Source organism: Streptomyces sp. NPDC021080, from assembly GCF_044333225.1.
Classification (GTDB): Bacteria; Actinomycetota; Actinomycetes; order Streptomycetales; family Streptomycetaceae; genus Streptomyces.
The window spans coordinates 15,290-33,314 of sequence record NZ_JBIRQM010000013.1 but is presented as its reverse complement, the minus strand read 5'-3'; the positions used below and the strand labels follow the sequence as shown (position 1 = coordinate 33,314).

Below are 18,025 nucleotides of genomic sequence, written 5' to 3'. Positions count from 1 at the left end.
CCTCCAGGACCCGGCGAAGCCGCGTCTCCAGGGCTCGGCACAGTCGCATCCCGCCGGTGCGCGAGCCTCGCACCGGGCACCCGCCCGCACCCGTGCCCGTACCCTCGTACTTTCGACCAAGGAGTTCCAGCCGTGACCGAGCACGTCGAGTGGAGTGAACCGGAGGCCACTGCCGCACCGGCGAACGCCCCCGTCACCCCCGCCGACGCCGCCGACGCGGCGCGGCTCGTCGCCTTCGGGCTGCAGCCCAAGCTGCAGCCCGCGCGCGACCAGGAGTACACCGAGCTGCTGCGCCGCTACCGCGAGGACCCGCCCTTCGCGCGGCTCGCGGACGCGGTCGCCGCCGGCCTCGGCCTCGTCGTCCTGGAGGTGTCCCCGCGCGCGGGGATGGCGGTGACGGCCGCCGAGGACTCGGTCTTCGCCGTCCGCATGGGCGACTACGCCCGCCGCGCCTCGACCGACTCCGGGGACCGGTTCCTGCACGGACTCGCCCACCTCGCCGTGGCCGCCCTGGCCTTCCCCCGCCCCGAGGACCTCGCCGACGACGGATACATCGGCCGCGTCTCGGTCAACGGCGTCGACGCCTTCGTACGACAGGCCTGCCGGCGTCTGGAGGAGCGGGCCGAGGAGACCGGCGAGAACACCGACCCGGCGACCGACGCGCCCGGACTGGAGGCGGCCTGGCGGATCTGGGCACGGCGCAGCTCCACCGGTGCCACCAAGGACGCGCGAAGACTGGCCGGCTCGACGACCGGCATCATCGCCAAGGCCGTCGCCTTCCTCACCGACTCCGGGTTCCTCCAGCGCACCGGCGACGACGCCGGCGGGACCTACCGGACGACGGCCCGCTATCAGCTGCAGGTCCGCGACATGGCGGGCAGCGCGGCCATGGCGGAACTGCTGGAGCTCGGCATCGTCCCGGTGACGGACGGCACGGCGAGCCTGCTGCCCGCCGAGGACACCGACGACCTGGAACTCGTGGCCGGCGCCGGACTGCCGTTCCACTCCTGACGTCCGTCCGCCGCCCCGGCTCCCCTGAACGACCTTCCCCTTTCGACTACGAGAGTCCGCCGCCATGTACGAGCTGTCCCGGGTCCGCCTCTACTCCATCGGGCCCGCCGGTGCGCGTTACGCCGACACCGTGCTGGACCTGCGCGGAGTCGGCGCGCCCGTACCCGACCCGGCGCCCACCCAGGCGGAGTTCTTCGAGGAGGAGCCGGTCGGCCCGCCGCGCCGCCCCGCGCCCGCCGGTGTGCTCTTCCTGGAGAACGGCGGCGGCAAGTCCGTACTGCTCAAGCTGATCTTCTCGGTCATGCTCCCCGGACACCGCAACACCCTCGGCGGCGCCAGCTCCGGTGTGCTGCGCAAGTTCCTGCTCGCCGACGACTGCGGACACGTCGCGCTGGAGTGGCAGCACACGCTGACCGGTGAGTGCGTGGTGGTCGGCAAGGCGAGCGAGTGGCGCGGGCGGCAGGTCTCCAACGACCCGCGGAAGTTCGCCGAAGCCTGGTACTCGTTCCGGCCGGGCCCCGGGCTCAGCCTGGACAACCTGCCCGTCGCCGAGGCCACTTCGGTCCGGCCGCCCGTCGAGGGCGCCTCCGGCGCGCAGGGACGGCGGCGGACCATGAAGGGTTTCCGCGACGCGATCACCGAGGCGGGCAAGGCCTACCCGCACCTGGAGGTGCACTGGGAGGAGATCCACGACCGCTGGAACGAACACCTCGGCGACCTGGGCCTTGACCCCGAACTCTTCCGCTACCAGCGGGAGATGAACGCCGACGAGGGTGAGGCAGCCGGCCTCTTCGCGGTCAAGAAGGACTCCGACTTCACCGATCTGCTGCTGCGCGCCGTCACCGACACCCGCGACACCGACGGGCTCGCCGACCTGGTCGGCGGCTTCGGCAACAAGCTCGGGCGACGCGCCGAACTCATCGCCGAGCGCGACTTCACCGCCGGTTCCGTGGACCTGCTCGGCCGGATCGTCGACGCCGCCGGAGCACGGGCACGCGCGCGTGACATCCACACCGGCGCCGAGCGCCGGACCAGGACACTGGCACGCCGGCTGTCCGCGCGGGCCGTGCGGGAGCGCGTGCGCGCCGGTGAGCTCGCCCAGCGCGTGACCGCCGCCGCGTACGCCGTCACCCACGCCGAGGGCGCTCGCGGGCGCAGCGCGCTGATCGCCGCCGAACTCGCCTACCGCCACGCCTCGCTGGCCCTGGCCGGCGCGGAGAAGTCGGCCGCCGCACAGAAGCGCGAGCTCGCCGACGCGCGCACCCTGCACGCGGCCTGGCAGGCCGCCGAGGCCGTGCTGCGCCACCGCGCCGCCGCCGACCGCTCCACCCGCGTCGCCGACGCGATCCGCGAGGCCGAACGGGACGCCGCTCCCGCGCTCGCGGCCCGCGCCACGGCCGCCGTCGACCTCGTCCGCGCGCTGCACCGGGCCGCCGAGAGCGCCGAGACGCTCGCCAACGAGGAGGAGGAGCGCTCCGCCGGCCTCCAGGAAGCGGGCGAGACGGCATACGCCGACTCGACGGCCGCCGCCACCGCCGCGCAGCGCGCCCGCAGCGAGGTCGGGCATCTGCGCCAGCGCCTGTCCGAGGTCGAGCAGGAGACCGCCGAAGCCGTCCGGGCCGGCTGGCTCGACGACAGCGCCCCCGACGCCGACCCGGCCCGGGCCGCCCTCGCCGCCAGCGACGCGGAGAAGAGCGCCGTCGCCGCCTGGGACACCGCGCGCGAGGCCTCGCGCCGCGCCGCCGACCAGGCACGGGAGGCGGCCTCCGCCGAGTCCCGCGCCGAGCTGACGGCCGCCCGCGCGGCGGACGCGGCGACGGCGGCCGAGCGGTCCCACGAAGCGGAGCGGCGCACGGCCGAGGCCCTGGCGCAGGAGGAACGGCTCGCCGAGCTGCTGAGCCTGCCCGGCACAGGTACAGGCACCGGTACCCCCCGCGTCGTTCTGCAGTCTCGCCGCGACGAGGAGCCCGACGGCCCGGCCGCCTCGTCGGGCGGCGCGCCGCTGGCTCCCGAGGAGCTCGACCGGTACGCCGACGAACTCCGCGGGCTTCTCGACGAAACGGTCGCCTCCGCCGAGCGGCAGCTCTTCGAACTGCGCACCGCCGCCGCCGACGACGCCCGGATCCTCGGGGCGCTCGGCGACGGCGGGCTGCTGCCGCCCGGCCCGGACGTCCTCGCAGCCGTCGAGTACCTCGGTGAGCACGGCATCCCCGCGCTGCCCGGATGGCGCTACCTCGCCCAGGCCGTCGACCCCGTCGACCACGCGCGCGTACTGGCCGCCCGGCCCGAACTCGTCGACGGCGTCATCATCACCGACCCGGACACCCATGCCCGGGCCCGCGAGGTCCTCGGCGACGCCGCCCTGCTGCCCCGCTCCACGGTCGCCGTCGGAACGGCAGCCGCCCTGCTCGCCCCCACCCCGGCCGCTGGCGCGGACGACGGCGGAGTCTTCCTCGTACCGCCGAACCCGGCCATGCACGACGAGCACGCCGCCGACGAGGAGCGCCAGGCGCTGCGGGCCCGCACCGGCCTGCGGGACGAGGAGATCCGTACCCTCGCCGCCCGTCTCGGCAAGGACCGGGAGCTCGCCGCACGCCTCGCGTCCTGGCGCACCGGCTGCCCCGCCGGACGGCTCGCCGAACTGGCCGCGGCCGCCCTCGACGCGCGCGGGTTCGCGGAGGAGGCCGAGGCCGAGCTGGCCGAGGCCCGCACCGTCCGGGCGGAGGCCGACGAGACGGCTGCCGAAGCGGCCCATGCACGCGACGAGCGGCAGGAGGCCGCGCAGAAGGCCCGGCGTGCCGCGGACGCGCTCGCCGGACTCGCCTTCCGGCTGCGCGAACGTGCCGGATGGCAGGTCAAGCTCCGCGAACTCGCCGACGAGGCGGCGGAGTCGGAGGCCCGTGCCCAGGTGTGCCTGGAGCGCGCCCGCGCAGCCGACGAGGACCGCCGCGCCACCCAGCGTGCCGCCGACGACGCCCGCCGTACGGCCCGCGCGCTGCGCGCCGAACGCGCGGAGATCGCCGGCGCCCCCGACGAGGTGACCCACGACGGGACGGCGGCCAAGGCCTCGCTGCCCGCCCTGCGCGAGGCGTACCGGGCCGCGTCGCAGCTCTACGAGAAGGTCGGCGTCGGCGCCGATCTGAGGGCCGAGCAGGCACGGGCCGAGAGCGACGAGACCGCGGCCCTCGCCGACCTGGACCGGCTCAGCAACAAGGTCCGCACCCGCGCCGAGCAGCTCCTGGAATCACCGGACGGCTCGGACGGCCCCTCCCGGCAGGCCGCCGCGGCACGGGCCGAGGAACTGGTGCAGCTCCTGGAGACCCGGATGTCGACCGCGAGCGAACAGCTCGGCCGGCTGCGCGGCGAGGCGGAGCGGCACGCGCCCGAGGAGGGCGAGACCCACACCGAACTGGCGGAGGAGCTCGTTCCGGGCGACGCCGAACAGGCCCAGACCCTGCTGCGCACCGCCACGACCCAACTCGCCTCCCGCACCGAGGCGTTGAACCAGGCCCGCGAGGCACACGCCGAGTTCCTCGACGCCCACCGCTCCGCCGAGGACGCGGCCGGCGGTTTCGACGAGACGGCCGCGCTCCTGCGGGACCTGCTCCGCGACCACGTCGACGAGGAGCAGGACGAACCCGAGCCCTACCCCGGCACGCTGGAGGAGGCACGCAGCTCCGCCGCCGAGAGCCGCCGCTCGCTGCGCGGCTGCGCCGCCGACCTGACCACCGCCGAGGCCACCGTCCGCGAGGCGAGCGACATCCTCGTGCGCCACGCCAACTCCACGCGCTACGAGCAGGTGCGCACCCCCGCCCGGCAGCAGATCCGCGAGCTGCCCGCCTCCTCGCTGCCGGAGCACGCGCAGAAGTGGGCGGACGCGTTCGCGCCCCGGCTGCGTGTGCTGACCGACGAACTGGCGCAGCTGGAGCGCAACCGGGACTCGATCGTGGACCGGCTGCGCGGGCTCGTCGAGTCCTCCCTCGCCACCCTTCGGTCCGCCCAGCGGCTGTCCAGGCTGCCGGAGGGACTGGGGGAGTGGTCCGGACAGGAATTCCTGCGCATCCGCTTCGAGGAACCCGACCAGGCCACCCTCACCGAGCGGCTCGGTGAGGTGGTGGACGAGGCCACCCGCGCGGCGGTCAAGAAGAACTCCGACATGCGGCGCGACGGCATGTCGCTGCTGCTGCGCGGAGTCAGCGCCGCCCTCCAGCCCAAGGGCGTCGCCGTCGAGATCCTCAAGCCGGACGCCGTGCTGCGCGCCGAACGCGTCCCCGTCGGACAGATGGGCGACGTGTTCTCGGGCGGCCAGCTGCTCACCGCCGCTATCGCTCTTTACTGCACGATGGCCGCGCTGCGCAGCAACGACCGCGGCCGCGACAAGCACCGGCACGCCGGCACCCTGTTCCTCGACAACCCCATCGGGCGCGCCAACGCGACCTATCTGCTGGAGCTCCAGCGAGCCGTCTCGGACGCGCTCGGCGTCCAGCTCCTGTACACCACCGGCCTGTTCGACACGACCGCGCTCGCCGAGTTCCCCCTCGTCATCCGGCTGCGCAACGACGCCGACCTCCGTGCCGGGCTGAAGTACATCAGCGTGGAGGAGCACCTGCGGCCGGGACTGCCGCGTGAGGCGGCCGCCGGGGAAGCCGTGCACACCGAGATCACAGCGACCCGGATGTTCAAGCGCCCGGCACCGGTCACCCCGTAGCGACGGAGCCGCAGGGTGATCGCGTGCCGGCCGCCGCCGACCGCGCGGTTGCCCCGAACTCCTCCCGGTTCCCGCGCTCCTCACCGGTGCGCGGGAACGCGGGTCGTCAGCGGCCGGCCGCACGATCCCCCGCACCCATGCCGGTTCGCTCGTCCACGCGTGCAGCTCGTCGGCGGACGGCGGAAGAGTCTCCCGGCACGGCCGCCGGAGCGAAACTGTCCGACGGCCGCTCCCCGCTCGACGATGCCGTGATAACCGGCATCGGGTCCGGGCGGGCGAGGGAGCCCTCGAAGACAGCCGGCCGGCCAAGGTCGCGAACGGCTGCCGCTCCGCTTACGAGTGCGACAACTGCCCGGCCCCGCCCCGCCTGCGTATCCGCTCCTGGGCCCGCGCGGCGATCCGTGCCTGACGCCTGGCCCTGCGGCGCTCGCGTCGCAGCGCCCGCGCCGTGCTGCTCGGCACCGACACCACGCCGTTCCGCTGGTTCCACACCTGCCGTGTCACCCAGACGTCCAGCACCGCCCATGTGGCGACGACCGTGCCGGCCACGCTGCTGACGACCATCGGGAAGGCCAGCCAGGAATCCGTCATCGTGCACAGGAAGGCCACCACGGCCTGTATCAACGTGACCGCGATGACGAGCACCGCACGCACCGCGGACGTACGCACCGGATCGGGCAGCCGGCGCCTGCGGGCCGGCTCCTCGATCCACAACGGCCGGTAGTACGCCCGCTCTTCGTGGCTCTCGTATCCGTTCGTGGCAGCGCCCTTCTCCTCGGCTCGGCCACCCCTGTCCGGGATCGTGTCCTGGAGGTCCGTCGTGCCGGGCCCGTCCGCCGCCGCCCGAGCGTCCGGACGGTCGGGCCCCGCTGCCGGGACGCCCTCATCCGGTTCCCGGGTGGCCAGTTGTGCCGCCTTTCGTGTCGCGACCTCAGCAGCGGGTGCCCCGCTCCGCTCCGCCGTGCCCATCAACTTGTCACTCCCCACCGCCCGGCAGTCATCTCGCACGGGTGTCTTGCGACCCCCGCCCCCCAGTGGCTGCCCGGCTTGCGTCCTTTTACGCCGACTGAGCGCGGCATGCGATGCCTGTGGCCGATTCCGCCCTCAATTCCCGTACAGAAAGACGAACGACCTGCCCTGAAGATTCCCGCCGAGCGAAGAATTTCGGCCAACTGACAAAGTTCCCCACTCCGGGGGGATCCGGCCCCAAGTGCCTGATCCAGGGGCGCAATCTCCCCCAATGAACGGACAACTCCCCATGTCTCGTTCCCCGTCGGGCCGGGACGGCCCTCCGGACGGGTCTTCGAGATGCCTACGGGTCAGTAGTAGGCTCACGCCGTTTGTTGACGCACATGTGTACCCCCGGCCGGAGGGGGTCGAGCTGGGGGAGGCCATGCGCTTTCGCGGGAAGTCCATCCGCCGGAAGATTGTGGCGCTGCTCCTCGTGCCCCTGGTGTCGTTGACCGCGATCTGGGCTTTCGCCACCGTGCTGACGGGGCGTGAGGCCGGCGAGCTCTTCAGCGTTTCCGAGGTCGCGAAGAAGATCGGCTACCCGGCCGAGGACACCGTCAGGGTCCTCCAGCGGGAACGCCGCCAGACACTCGTCTACCTGGCCGATCCTCGCGCGTCCGACGGACTCGCCACGCTCAAGCGCAGCCGCGGCGTCACGGACCGCATCGTGGCGAAGCTCCGCAGGAACGCCAGGGACAAGAGCGTGCGCGAGGACCTCGGCGGAGGCACCGCCGAGCGCCTCACCTCGCTCCTCGACGCGGTCGACGGAATTCCCTCGCTGCGCAACGGCGTCGAGGACGGCACCATCAACCGCGTCCAGGCCCTCGGTCTCTACGACCGGCTCATCGACCCCTGCTACGCCCTGCTGGCGAATCTGCACGGGGTCGACGACGTGGAACTGGACAAGGAGGCCCGCGCCCTCGTCAATGTGTCCCGCGCCCGTGAACTGCTCTCCCGCGAGGACGCCCTCCTCGGCTCCGCGCTGGTCGCCGGCCACATCACCCGCGACGAACTCCGCGAGATCTCCGACCTCGTGGCCCAGCGAACACTGCTGTACGACGTCAGCCTGCCACTGCTTCCCTCCTCGGACCGCGCCCGCTTCCAGCGCTACTGGGCGAACGCCGGCACCGGGCCGCTGCGCGCGGCCGAGCAGGCCGTCGCCGCATCCACGGCCGGTTCGCCGCGCGGGGTCACGGCGAAGAGCTGGGACAGCGCGGCCGGGCATGTGCTCACCGAACTCGGCGGACTCGAGGACCGGGCGGGCGACCACTACCGGGACCGGGTCAGGCCCGTGGCCATGGGTGTCATCCTCCAGGCCGTGGGCGTGGGCGTGGTCGGTCTGATCGCCCTGCTGATCTCGCTCGTCATGTCCGTACGCATCGGCCGGAGCCTCATCCGCGATCTGCGACGGCTGCGCATGGAGGCCCACGAGGCGTCCGGCGTACGGCTGCCCAGCGTCATGCGCCGCCTCTCCGCGGGCGAACAGGTCGACGTCGAGACCGAAGTGCCGCGCCTGGAGTACGACAGGAACGAGATGGGTGAGGTCGGCCAAGCCCTCAACACCCTTCAGCGCGCCGCCGTCGAGGCGGCCGTCAAGCAGTCCGAACTGCGCGAGGGCGTCTCCGAGGTCTTCGTCAACCTCGCGCGCCGCAGCCAGGTGCTGCTCCACAAACAGCTCACCCTCCTCGACACCATGGAACGCAGGACCGAGGACACCGACGAACTGGCCGACCTGTTCCGCCTCGACCACCTGACCACCCGCATGCGCCGCCACGCCGAGGGACTGGTCATCCTGTCCGGCGCGGCGCCGTCCCGGCAGTGGCGCAAACCGGTCCAGCTCATGGACATCGTCCGCGCCTCCGTCGCCGAGGTCGAGGACTACGAACGCGTCGAGGTACGCCGGCTGCCGCGCGTCGCCGTCACGGGTCCCGCCGTCGCCGACGTCACCCATCTCGTGGCCGAACTCCTGGAGAACGCGACGGTGTTCTCGCCCCCGCACACGGCCGTCCACGTCGTCGGCGAGCGCGTCGCCAACGGATTCACCCTGGAGATCCACGACCGCGGCCTCGGTATGACCGCCGAGGCGCTGCTCGACGCCAACCTGCGGCTCGCCGAGACCCCCGAGTTCGAACTCTCCGACACCGACCGGCTCGGCCTCTTCGTGGTCAGCCGGCTCGCCCAGCGCCAGAACGTCCGCGTCTCGCTCCAGCCTTCCCCGTACGGCGGCACCACCGCGGTCGTCTTCATGCCGGACGCCCTGCTCACCGACGACGTTCCGGACACCAACGGCATCGGATTCCGTCTCGACCGCGCCCTGCCGAAGAAACGCGGGACCGGGGAAAGCCGCAACGCGACACTCGCCGAGTCGTCGGCGCGGCTGCCCGGGCTGCCGGCCTCCGTCCTGGACGGTCCCGTCGAGCTGGACGCGCCGGTCGAGCTGGACACGCTCACCGGATTCCCCGGCGCTCTCGGCGACGACGACAGCGAACGCGGAGGACTGTTCCGTCCGCGGCGCTCCATCGCCGGGGTTCCGGCAGGGCGGCACCAGCACGCCGGTGCCGGCGACGACCCCGCCGGTCCGGGGGACGACGACCGTCCGGACACCGCTCCCGTACCGCTGCCGCGCCGCCGGGCGCCCAAACTCGTCAGCTCCCACGGCCGTCCCGTCACCCAGGCCGGATCGTGGCGCGACCAGGCCGACGAGGGCAGGACCCAGAACCCCGCGTCGGCGTGGGACCCGGAGCCGGAAGAGAACACGGACCGCCGTACACCCGGACTCGAAGGCACGAAGCCACTGCCCAAGCGGCGCGGCGAGCGATCCGTCGCCCCGGCCGGGCACGGCGGTGAACGCTCCGGCGTCCCCGGCCCGCGCGCGTCGTTCGGCACAGGCGGAAGACCCGCTCTCCACGACGCGACCGAAACACCCGCGGTGCCCGGTCTCCGTGAGAACACCGTCGGTCCCGACGCCCCGGGCCCCCACGACGCCCCGGCCCTGCCCCGGCGCACCCGCACCACGGCGTCCGCCGCGAGTCCGGACGACACCACAGCGCACCGCGACACCGCGACGGGGCAGCCCGAATCGGGCACGGCCCCGCTGCCCCGACGTGTCCGGCAGGCCAATCTGGCACCACAGTTGAAGGACGGACCGTCGCGGCTCGCCGAGCGCGGCACCGGCCGCGACGGCGCGGGACCGGACCCCACCGAACGGGACGCCGACGAAGTACGCAGCCGCATGGCCTCGCTCCAGCGTGGCTGGCAGCGCGGCCGCGAAGAGAACGCCGAGGGCGACCAGGCCCAGGACAGCTCAGCACGAGGAACGACAAAGGGAGACGGTCGATGACCGCACCGAAGGCCGCAGGGCCCGCCACGACCAGCAACGGGTCCGGCGAGCTGAACTGGCTGCTCGACGAACTGGTGGACCGCGTCGCCAGCATCAACAAAGCGATCGTGCTCTCCGGAGACGGCCTGCCCACCGGGGCCTCGAAGGACCTCACCCGTGAGGACAGCGAACACCTGGCCGCCGTCGCCTCCGGCTTCCACAGCCTCGCCAAGGGCGTCGGCCGGCACTTCGAGGCGGGCAGTGTCCGTCAGACCGTCGTCGAACTCGACGAGGCCTTCCTGTTCGTCACGGCCGCCGGCGACGGCAGCTGCCTGGCCGTCCTCTCGGACGCCGACTCCGACGTGGGCCAGGTCGCGTACGAGATGACGCTCCTCGTCAAGCGAGTCGGCGTACATCTGGCCTCCACTCCCCGCACCGATCTGCCTTCGGGCGGGTAGTGGGATGACATGAGCGGAGACGGTCAGGGAAGACGCCACTGGTTCGACGACGAGGCGGGGCCGGTGGTCCGCCCCTATGCCATGACCCGCGGCCGCACCACCAGCGCGGCCCAGCACCGCCTCGATCTGATCGCGCTGGTGGTCACGGAACAGCACGCCGAAGACCCCGAGGCGGACCACACACTGTCCCCGGAACACGTGGACATCGTCGAACTCTGCCGTGCCGTCCCCCAGTCGGTCGCCGAACTCGCGGCCGGACTCGATCTGCCCATCGGAGTGGTGCGGGTCCTGATCGGAGACCTGGTGGATGACGAAATGGTCCATGTGACACGTCCCGTACCCCCCGCCGAGCTGCCGGACGAGAGTATTCTGCGCGACGTGATCAGCGGCCTCAGGGCACTCTGAGCTGGGCGGAAACGGGGAACAGACGTGACAGGCTGGCAGTTCTGGGTCGACCGGGGCGGTACCTTCACGGACATCGTCGCGCGGCGCCCGGACGGCCGACTCCTCACGCACAAACTGCTGTCCGACAACCCCGCCCGCTACGCCGACGCGGCCGTCGCGGGCGTCCGTGAACTCCTCCGCGGCGAAGGGGACACCACGGGCGCCCCGGTCGACGCCGTCCGCATGGGCACCACCGTCGCGACCAACGCGCTCCTCGAACGCAAGGGCGAGCGCACGCTCCTCGTCACCACCCGGGGCTTCCGCGACGCCCTGCGCATCGCCTACCAGAACCGCCCGGGCATCTTCGCCCGCGCGATCGAACTCCCCGAACTGCTCCACGAGCGGGTCATCGAGGTCGACGAACGGATCGCCGCCGACGGCACCGTCCTGCGCGCCCCCGACCTGGACGCCCTGGCAGCCTCCCTGCAGGAGGCGTACGACGACGGGATCCGCGCGGTCGCCGTCGTCTGCATGCACAGCCATCTCCACCCCGCCCACGAACAGGCCGTGGGTGAGCTGGCGACACGTGTCGGCTTCCCGCAGGTCTCCCTCTCCAGCGAGGTCAGCCCGCTGATGAAGCTGGTCCCGCGCGGTGACACGGCCGTCGTCGACGCCTACCTGTCCCCCGGGCTGCGCCGCTACGTCCAGCAGGTCGCCGCCGAACTCCGGGAGGTGCGGCTGATGTTCATGCAGTCCAACGGAGGGCTCGCCGAGGCCGGACAGTTCCGGGGCAAGGACGCCATCCTCTCGGGACCCGCGGGCGGCATCGTCGGCATGGCCCGGATGTCGCAGCTCGCCGGCTACGACCGCGTCATCGGCTTCGACATGGGCGGTACGTCCACGGACGTCTCCCACTTCGCCGGAGACTACGAGCGGACCTTCACCACGCACATCGCCGGGATCCGGCTGCGCGCCCCCATGCTGGACATCCACACGGTCGCCGCGGGCGGCGGTTCGGTGCTCCACTTCGACGGATCCCGCTACCGGGTGGGCCCCGATTCGGCAGGCGCCGCACCCGGACCCGCCTGCTACCGCAACGGCGGTCCGCTGACGGTCACCGACGCCAATGTCGCTCTCGGCCGCGTCCAGCCAGGCCACTTCCCGAAGGTGTTCGGGCCCGGCGGGAACGAGCCCCTCGACGCCCCTCTCGTCCACGACCGGTTCACCGCCCTCGCGCGGGAGATCCACGAGAGGACCGGAGACGCCCGTACCCCGGAGCAGGTCGCCGAGGGCTTTCTGCAGATCGCCGTGGCCAACATCGCCAACGCCGTCAAGCGGATCTCCGTACAGAAGGGCCACGACGTCACCCGCTACGCGCTCACCACGTTCGGTGGCGCCGGCGGCCAGCACGCGTGCATGGTCGCCGACTCGCTCGGCATCCGCACCGTCCTGGTCCCGCCCATGGCAGGCGTCCTGTCCGCCCTCGGCATCGGACTCGCCGACACGACGGCCATGCGCGAACAGTCCGTCGAAACGCGTCTCGAACCGTCCGCGATGCCCGGCATCCTCAAGACGGCCGACGATCTGGAAAGCGCCACCCGCGCCGAACTCCTCGCCGAGGACGTCCCCGAGCACCGCATCCGGATCACCCGCCGGGCCCAGCTCCGCTATGACGGCACGGACACGGCACTGACCGTCGAGCTCACCGAGCCCGACACCATGACCCACGCCTTCGAAGAACGTCATCGCGCCACCTACTCCTTCACCCTCGACCGTCCGGTCGTCGTCGAAGCCCTCTCCGTGGAAGCCACCGGTCTCACCGAACCCCCCGACCTCTCCGCCCTCGCCCCCGGCGAGGCCGCACGCGCCTCACGCCCGGCCATCGCGCCGACCGTCAGACTTCACACGGGCGGCGCCTGGCGCGAAGTGCCCCTGCACCGGCGCGAGGAACTCCCGCCCGGCGAGACCGTGAGCGGACCCGCGATCATCGCCGAGGCAGGGGCGACAACCGTCGTCGACGACGGCTGGCGGGCCGCGACGACCGACGACGGGCATCTAGTCATGGAACGCGCGGCGGTTACGCAGAGTTCCGAACTCGGCACACAGGCGGATCCCGTTCTGCTCGAGGTCTTCAACAACCTCTTCATGTCCATCGCCGAACAGATGGGCGCCCGCCTGGAATCGACCGCCCAGTCCGTCAACATCAAGGAGCGGCTGGACTTCTCCTGCGCCCTCTTCGACCCCGACGGCAGTCTGGTGGCCAACGCCCCGCACATCCCGGTCCACCTGGGCTCGATGGGCACGAGCGTGCAGGAGGTCGTCCGCCGGCGCGGCGACACCATGCGGCCCGGTGACACCTACGCCGTCAACGACCCCTATCACGGCGGCACCCACCTCCCCGATGTCACCGTGATCACCCCGGTCTTCGACACGGAGGGTGAGCGGATCCTGTTCTACGTCGCCTCGCGCGGCCACCACGCCGAGATCGGCGGCATCGCTCCCGGCTCCATGCCGGCGAACAGCCGCACCATCGACGAGGAGGGCGTCCTCTTCGACAACTGGCTGCTCGCCGAGAACGGGCGCTTCCGCGAGGCGGAGACGCTGGCCCTGCTCACGGCTCCGCCCCACCCCTCGCGCAACCCGAGGACGAACCTCGCCGATCTGCGCGCCCAGATCGCGGCCAACCGCAAGGGCGTCGACGAAGTCGGCCGCATGATCGAGGACTTCGGGCTCGACGTCGTCCAGGCGTACATGAAGCACGTCCAGGACAACGCGGAGGAAGCGGTGCGCCGCGTCGTCGACACGCTCGAAGACGGCGAGTTCGCCTACGAGACGGACTCCGGCGCGGTCATCCGGGTCCGTATTCGTGTGGACCGCGAGGCACGCTCCGCCACCGTCGACTTCACGGGCACGTCCGCGCAGCTCGCCACCAACTTCAACGCGCCCTTCGCTGTGGTCAACGCCGCGGTCCTGTACGTCTTCCGCACCCTGGTGAACGACGACATCCCGCTCAACGACGGCTGTCTGCGTCCCCTGCGCATCGTGGTGCCGACGGGATCGATGCTCGCCCCCGAGCCACCGGCCGCCGTCGTCGCCGGGAACGTGGAGACGTCCCAGGCGATCACCGGTGCCCTCTACGCGGCCCTGGGCGTGCAGGCCGAAGGCTCCGGCACCATGAACAACGTCACCTTCGGCAACGAGCACCACCAGTACTACGAGACCGTGGCCTCCGGATCGGGCGCCGGCGACGGCTTCCCCGGAGCCCCCGTCGTACAGACCCATATGACGAACTCGCGGCTCACCGACCCCGAGGTCCTGGAGTGGCGACTGCCCGTCAGGCTCGACGAGTTCGCGATTCGACACGGCAGCGGCGGCGCCGGACACTGGCGGGGCGGCGACGGCGCCGTACGACGTATCCGGTTCCTGGAGCCCATGACCGTCTCGACGCTCTCACAGCACCGAAGGGTGCCGCCGTACGGCATGGCGGGCGGCGAGCCCGGTGCCCTCGGCGCCAACCGGGTCGAGCGCGCCGACGGCACCGTCACGGAGCTCGGCGGAAGCGATGCGGCGGACGTCGGACCCGGCGACGTACTCGTCATCGAAACCCCCGGCGGCGGTGGCTACGGCCCACCGCCGCGTGACCCCCACACAGCAGGAGAAGAGATCGATGATCTTCGGGCGTTCTGAGCGCGGGAAGCCTCCGGTCGAGCCCGTCACGCTCAAGATCCTGGTCGCGGGCGGCTTCGGCGTGGGCAAGACGACCCTCGTCGGCGCGGTCAGCGAGATCAGGCCGCTGCGCACCGAGGAAGTCCTCACCGAGGCGGGCCGGCCCATCGACGACATCAGCGGTGTGGAGGGCAAGCACACCACGACCGTCGCCATGGACTTCGGCCGGATCACGCTGCGCGAGGACCTGGTGCTCTATCTGTTCGGGACCCCCGGCCAGGACCGTTTCTGGTTCCTGTGGGACGAGCTCGCCACAGGCGCCCTGGGTGCCGTCGTGCTGGCCGACACCCGCCGCCTGGAGGACTGCTTCGCCGCGGTCGACTACTTCGAACGGCGCTCCATACCCTTCGTGGTCGGAGTCAACTGCTTCGAGGACGCGGCACGTTACCCCGCGGAGGCCGTCCGCCAGGCACTCGACCTCGACCCGGGTGTGCCCGTCGTCCTGGGCGACGCGCGGGACCGCGAGTCCGTCAAGGAAGTCCTCATCCACGTCGTCCAGCACGCGATGGCCCGTGCGGCCGCCGCCCGCGAGGCAGCCGTCACGACCTGACGCCCGCGCGGCGCCGCGGCCGTCACGGCGGGCAGGTGCGGCCCGTACCCCCGCCGACCGGGGTACGGGCCGCGGTCATGCACGCGCGTGTGGTCCGGCCGAGCCCCACGCGCGCGTGAACCCCTGTTGCACGTCGGCACGCCCCAGGGCTATCCGAGGGTGTCGTCGTGCCAGCCGAAACTCTTCTCCACCGCCTTGCGCCAGTTGCCGTACTCCCTGTCGCGCGTCGAGGCCTCCATGGACGGCGTCCACTCGACGTCCTTGCGCCAGTGCGACTTCAGCTCGTCGAGGTCGTTCCACACGCCGGTCGCGAGCCCCGCCGCGTAGGCGGCGCCCAGACAGGTCGTCTCGGACACCTTCGGCCGGATCACCGGCACACCGAGGACATCGGCCTGATGCTGCATCAGCAGATTGTTCCCGGTCATGCCGCCGTCCACCTTCAGGGTGGTGATCGGTACCCCCGAGTCCTGGTACATGGCGTCCACGACCTCACGCGTCTGCCAGCTCGTGGCCTCCAGGACCGCACGCGCGAGGTGCGCCTTCGTGACGTACCGCGTCAGACCCGTGACGACCCCGCGCGCGTCCGAGCGCCAGTACGGGGCGAACAGGCCCGAGAAGGCGGGCACGATGTACGCGCCGCCGTTGTCCTCGACGCTCGCGGCCAGCGTTTCGATCTCGTCGGCGGAACGGATGATGCCCAGCTGGTCCCGGAACCACTGCACCAGCGCGCCCGTGATCGCGATCGACCCTTCGAGGCAGTAGACCGGCGCCTCGGTGCCGATCTTGTAGCCCATCGTGGTCAGCAGCCCGTTCTTCGACGGGACGGGCCTGTTTCCGGTGTTCAGCAGCAGGAAACTGCCGGTGCCGTAGGTGTTCTTGGCCGTACCGACGTCGTAGCAGGCCTGGCCGAAGACCGCCGCCTGCTGGTCGCCGAGCGCCGACGCGACCGGAACCCCGCCGAGTTGGCCGACCGCGGTGCCGTAGACCTCGGCGGAGGACCTGATCTCGGGAAGAACCGCTTCGGGGATGTTCATCGCGGAGAGGATGGACGGGTCCCACTGGAGGGTGTCCAGGTTCATCAGCATGGTGCGTCCGGCGTTGGTCACGTCGGTGACGTGCCGCCCGCCCTCGGTGCCGCCGGTCAGGTTCCAGATGAGCCACGAGTCGATGGTGCCGAAGGCGATCTCGCCGCGTTCGGCGCGTGCGCGCAGGCCCGGGACGTTGTCCAGCAGCCAGGCCGCCTTGGGCCCGGAGAAGTAGCTCGCGAGGGGGAGCCCCGTCTGCTCGCGGAAGCGGTCCTGGCCGTCCGTGCCGCCCAGTTCGTTGCAGAGCGCCGAGGTGCGGGTGTCCTGCCAGACGATCGCGTTGTGGACGGGCTTGCCGGTGGCGCGGTCCCACAGAACGGTCGTCTCGCGCTGGTTGGTGATGCCGAGCGCGCTGAGCTGGTCGGCGCGCAGCCCGGCCTTGGCGACCGCTCCTGCGACCACGGCCTGCACCTTGGACCAGATCTCGGTGGCGTCGTGCTCCACCCAGCCCGGTTTGGGGAAGATCTGGCGGTGTTCGCGCTGGTCGACGGCGACGATCGCGCCGGCCCGGTCGAAGATGATGCAGCGGCTGGAGGTGGTGCCCTGGTCGATTGCGGCGACGTACTTCTCGGAGTTGTCCGTCATGTCGTCCCCTTGCGTGGTCTTCGTCAGGAGGCTGCGTTCGCTTCAGGAGGCCGCGCTTCGGGAGCGGCGGCGCGTGGTCAGAAGGCGACGTTGTAGATCCCGGCGGCGATGGCGGCACCCGCGATCGGGCCGGCCACCGGGATCCAGGAGTATCTCCACTCCGACGTGCCCTTGTTGGGAATCGGCAGCAGCGCGTGGGCGAGGCGGGGTCCCAGGTCGCGGGCCGGGTTGATGGCGTACCCGGTGGGGCCGCCCAGCGAGAGGCCGATGCCGACGACGAGGAAGGAGATGAGAAGGACCGGAAGGCCCGCGTCGCCGATGCCGGCGACGTGCTTGCCGCCGCCGACCATTCCGAGGATGGGCAGCATCAGGGCGGCGGTGGCGATGATCTCGGTGATCAGGTTCTGTACCGGGTTGTCGATCTCGGGACGCGTCGAGAAGATCCCCAGCGTCTCGATGGCCTTGTCGTCCTCGGCGTTGAGGTTGAACTGGCCGAGGTAGAGCAGCCAGCACAGGACCGCCCCGACGACGGCTCCGGCGAACTGCCCGAGGAGGTAGAAGGGCACGTCCGACCACTTCGTGGAGCCCTCGATCGCGAACCCGATGGTGACCGCCGGGTTGATCTGCCCTCCCGACAGCGGCGCCGAGGTGTAGGCGCCGGCCAGGACGCCGAAGCCCCATCCGAAGGTGATGACGATCCAGCCCGCTCCCTGGGCTTTCGATCTGTTCAGAGTGACGGCGGCGCACACACCGGCGCCGAAGAGGATCAGGATGGCGGTGCCGATCAACTCGCCGACAAAGATGTCTCCGTTGCTCATGGCGGCTCCTAGGCTCTCGCCCGGAACGATCCGCTCCGGGCCACCGTGCAGAGTGCGTTCCCATGGCTGTTCCAGCCGGAGGCAGGGAGGTCCCGTGCCCCGCCCGGCGTCCGTGACGAGCGTGCCGTCGCAGCGGAATCGCCCGCGGGGAACGGCCCTGGAGCAGGCCGGAAACCCGAGCGGTGCGGTGCCTGATGGCGCCCGAATGCGGCGATGCCGACTGACACCCGGAAGTGTTCACCGGCGCCCAGGGGGCGTCAAGGTCGGTGACCGCACCGGTTGAAGGCCATGGGGAGGGCGTGCCACGCAGGGGAGCCGGCACCGTACGGGGAACCGTTTCCGGCCACGCGGGGAGACGGCCGGACGGCCG

Annotated in this window: 10 protein-coding genes; 7 read left to right on the top strand and 3 right to left on the bottom strand. The window is 72.0% G+C overall.

The window, feature by feature from the left end; translation table 11 throughout:
- Positions 1-132: 132 nt before the first annotated feature.
- Complete coding sequence (locus ACH4S8_RS29310) at positions 133-1,011, top strand: hypothetical protein (RefSeq protein WP_326788999.1); 879 nt, start codon at positions 133-135, stop codon at positions 1,009-1,011.
- Positions 1,012-1,075: 64 nt separating this feature from the next.
- On the top strand, positions 1,076-5,719 hold the full coding sequence (locus ACH4S8_RS29305) for a hypothetical protein (RefSeq protein ID WP_398399245.1): 4,644 nt from the start codon (positions 1,076-1,078) through the stop codon (positions 5,717-5,719).
- A gap of 333 nt (positions 5,720-6,052) precedes the next feature.
- Here the strand turns inward: ACH4S8_RS29305 and ACH4S8_RS29300 are convergent, their stop codons facing one another.
- Complete coding sequence (locus ACH4S8_RS29300) at positions 6,053-6,688, bottom strand: hypothetical protein (RefSeq protein ID WP_398399243.1); 636 nt, start codon at positions 6,686-6,688, stop codon at positions 6,053-6,055.
- 424 nt (positions 6,689-7,112) lie between these two features.
- Here ACH4S8_RS29300 and ACH4S8_RS29295 point away from each other — a divergent pair, with 424 nt between their 5' ends.
- The 5 genes from ACH4S8_RS29295 to ACH4S8_RS29275 are packed head-to-tail and all read left to right on the top strand — an operon-like array spanning position 7,113 to position 15,167.
- Complete coding sequence (locus ACH4S8_RS29295) at positions 7,113-10,070, top strand: nitrate- and nitrite sensing domain-containing protein (protein ID WP_398399241.1); 2,958 nt, start codon at positions 7,113-7,115, stop codon at positions 10,068-10,070.
- Positions 10,067-10,507 carry a roadblock/LC7 domain-containing protein gene (locus ACH4S8_RS29290; RefSeq protein ID WP_398399239.1) on the top strand — a complete coding sequence of 147 codons (441 nt, stop codon included), beginning with the start codon at positions 10,067-10,069 and terminating at the stop codon, positions 10,505-10,507. The genes ACH4S8_RS29295 and ACH4S8_RS29290 overlap by 4 nt, the downstream gene beginning before the upstream one ends.
- 9 nt (positions 10,508-10,516) lie before the next feature.
- The gene (locus ACH4S8_RS29285; protein WP_398399237.1) at positions 10,517-10,912 is read left to right on the top strand and encodes a DUF742 domain-containing protein; all 396 of its coding nucleotides are present in this window, start codon (positions 10,517-10,519) and stop codon (positions 10,910-10,912) included.
- Between the two features lie 24 nt (positions 10,913-10,936).
- Positions 10,937-14,578 carry a hydantoinase B/oxoprolinase family protein gene (locus tag ACH4S8_RS29280; RefSeq protein WP_398399235.1) on the top strand — a complete coding sequence of 1,214 codons (3,642 nt, stop codon included), beginning with the start codon at positions 10,937-10,939 and terminating at the stop codon, positions 14,576-14,578.
- Positions 14,559-15,167, top strand: a complete 609-nt coding sequence (locus ACH4S8_RS29275) for a GTP-binding protein (protein WP_398399233.1) — start codon at positions 14,559-14,561, stop codon at positions 15,165-15,167. Before ACH4S8_RS29280 ends, ACH4S8_RS29275 begins: the two co-directional genes overlap by 20 nt.
- A 149-nt stretch (positions 15,168-15,316) precedes the next feature.
- Here the strand turns inward: ACH4S8_RS29275 and glpK are convergent, their stop codons facing one another.
- Together glpK and ACH4S8_RS29265 are read right to left on the bottom strand one after the other, a co-directional pair.
- Positions 15,317-16,837, bottom strand: a complete 1,521-nt coding sequence (gene glpK, locus ACH4S8_RS29270; protein ID WP_398399231.1) for a glycerol kinase GlpK — start codon at positions 16,835-16,837, stop codon at positions 15,317-15,319.
- Positions 16,838-16,914: 77 nt separating this feature from the next.
- Complete coding sequence (locus tag ACH4S8_RS29265) at positions 16,915-17,655, bottom strand: MIP/aquaporin family protein (protein ID WP_398399229.1); 741 nt, start codon at positions 17,653-17,655, stop codon at positions 16,915-16,917.
- Positions 17,656-18,025 lie beyond the last annotated feature (370 nt).

Excerpts from the sequence above, each read along its gene's own strand:
- ACH4S8_RS29305 (WP_398399245.1), top strand. The coding sequence starts at position 1,076 with ATGTACGAGCTGTCCCGGGTCCGCCTCTACTCCATCGGGCCCGCCGGT.
- ACH4S8_RS29300 (WP_398399243.1), bottom strand. The coding sequence starts at position 6,688 with ATGGGCACGGCGGAGCGGAGCGGGGCACCCGCTGCTGAGGTCGCGACA.
- ACH4S8_RS29295 (WP_398399241.1), top strand. The coding sequence starts at position 7,113 with ATGCGCTTTCGCGGGAAGTCCATCCGCCGGAAGATTGTGGCGCTGCTC.
- ACH4S8_RS29290 (WP_398399239.1), top strand. The coding sequence starts at position 10,067 with ATGACCGCACCGAAGGCCGCAGGGCCCGCCACGACCAGCAACGGGTCC.
- ACH4S8_RS29285 (WP_398399237.1), top strand. The coding sequence starts at position 10,517 with ATGAGCGGAGACGGTCAGGGAAGACGCCACTGGTTCGACGACGAGGCG.
- ACH4S8_RS29275 (WP_398399233.1), top strand. The coding sequence starts at position 14,559 with ATGATCTTCGGGCGTTCTGAGCGCGGGAAGCCTCCGGTCGAGCCCGTC.
- glpK (WP_398399231.1), bottom strand. The coding sequence starts at position 16,837 with ATGACGGACAACTCCGAGAAGTACGTCGCCGCAATCGACCAGGGCACC.
- ACH4S8_RS29265 (WP_398399229.1), bottom strand. The coding sequence starts at position 17,655 with ATGAGCAACGGAGACATCTTTGTCGGCGAGTTGATCGGCACCGCCATC.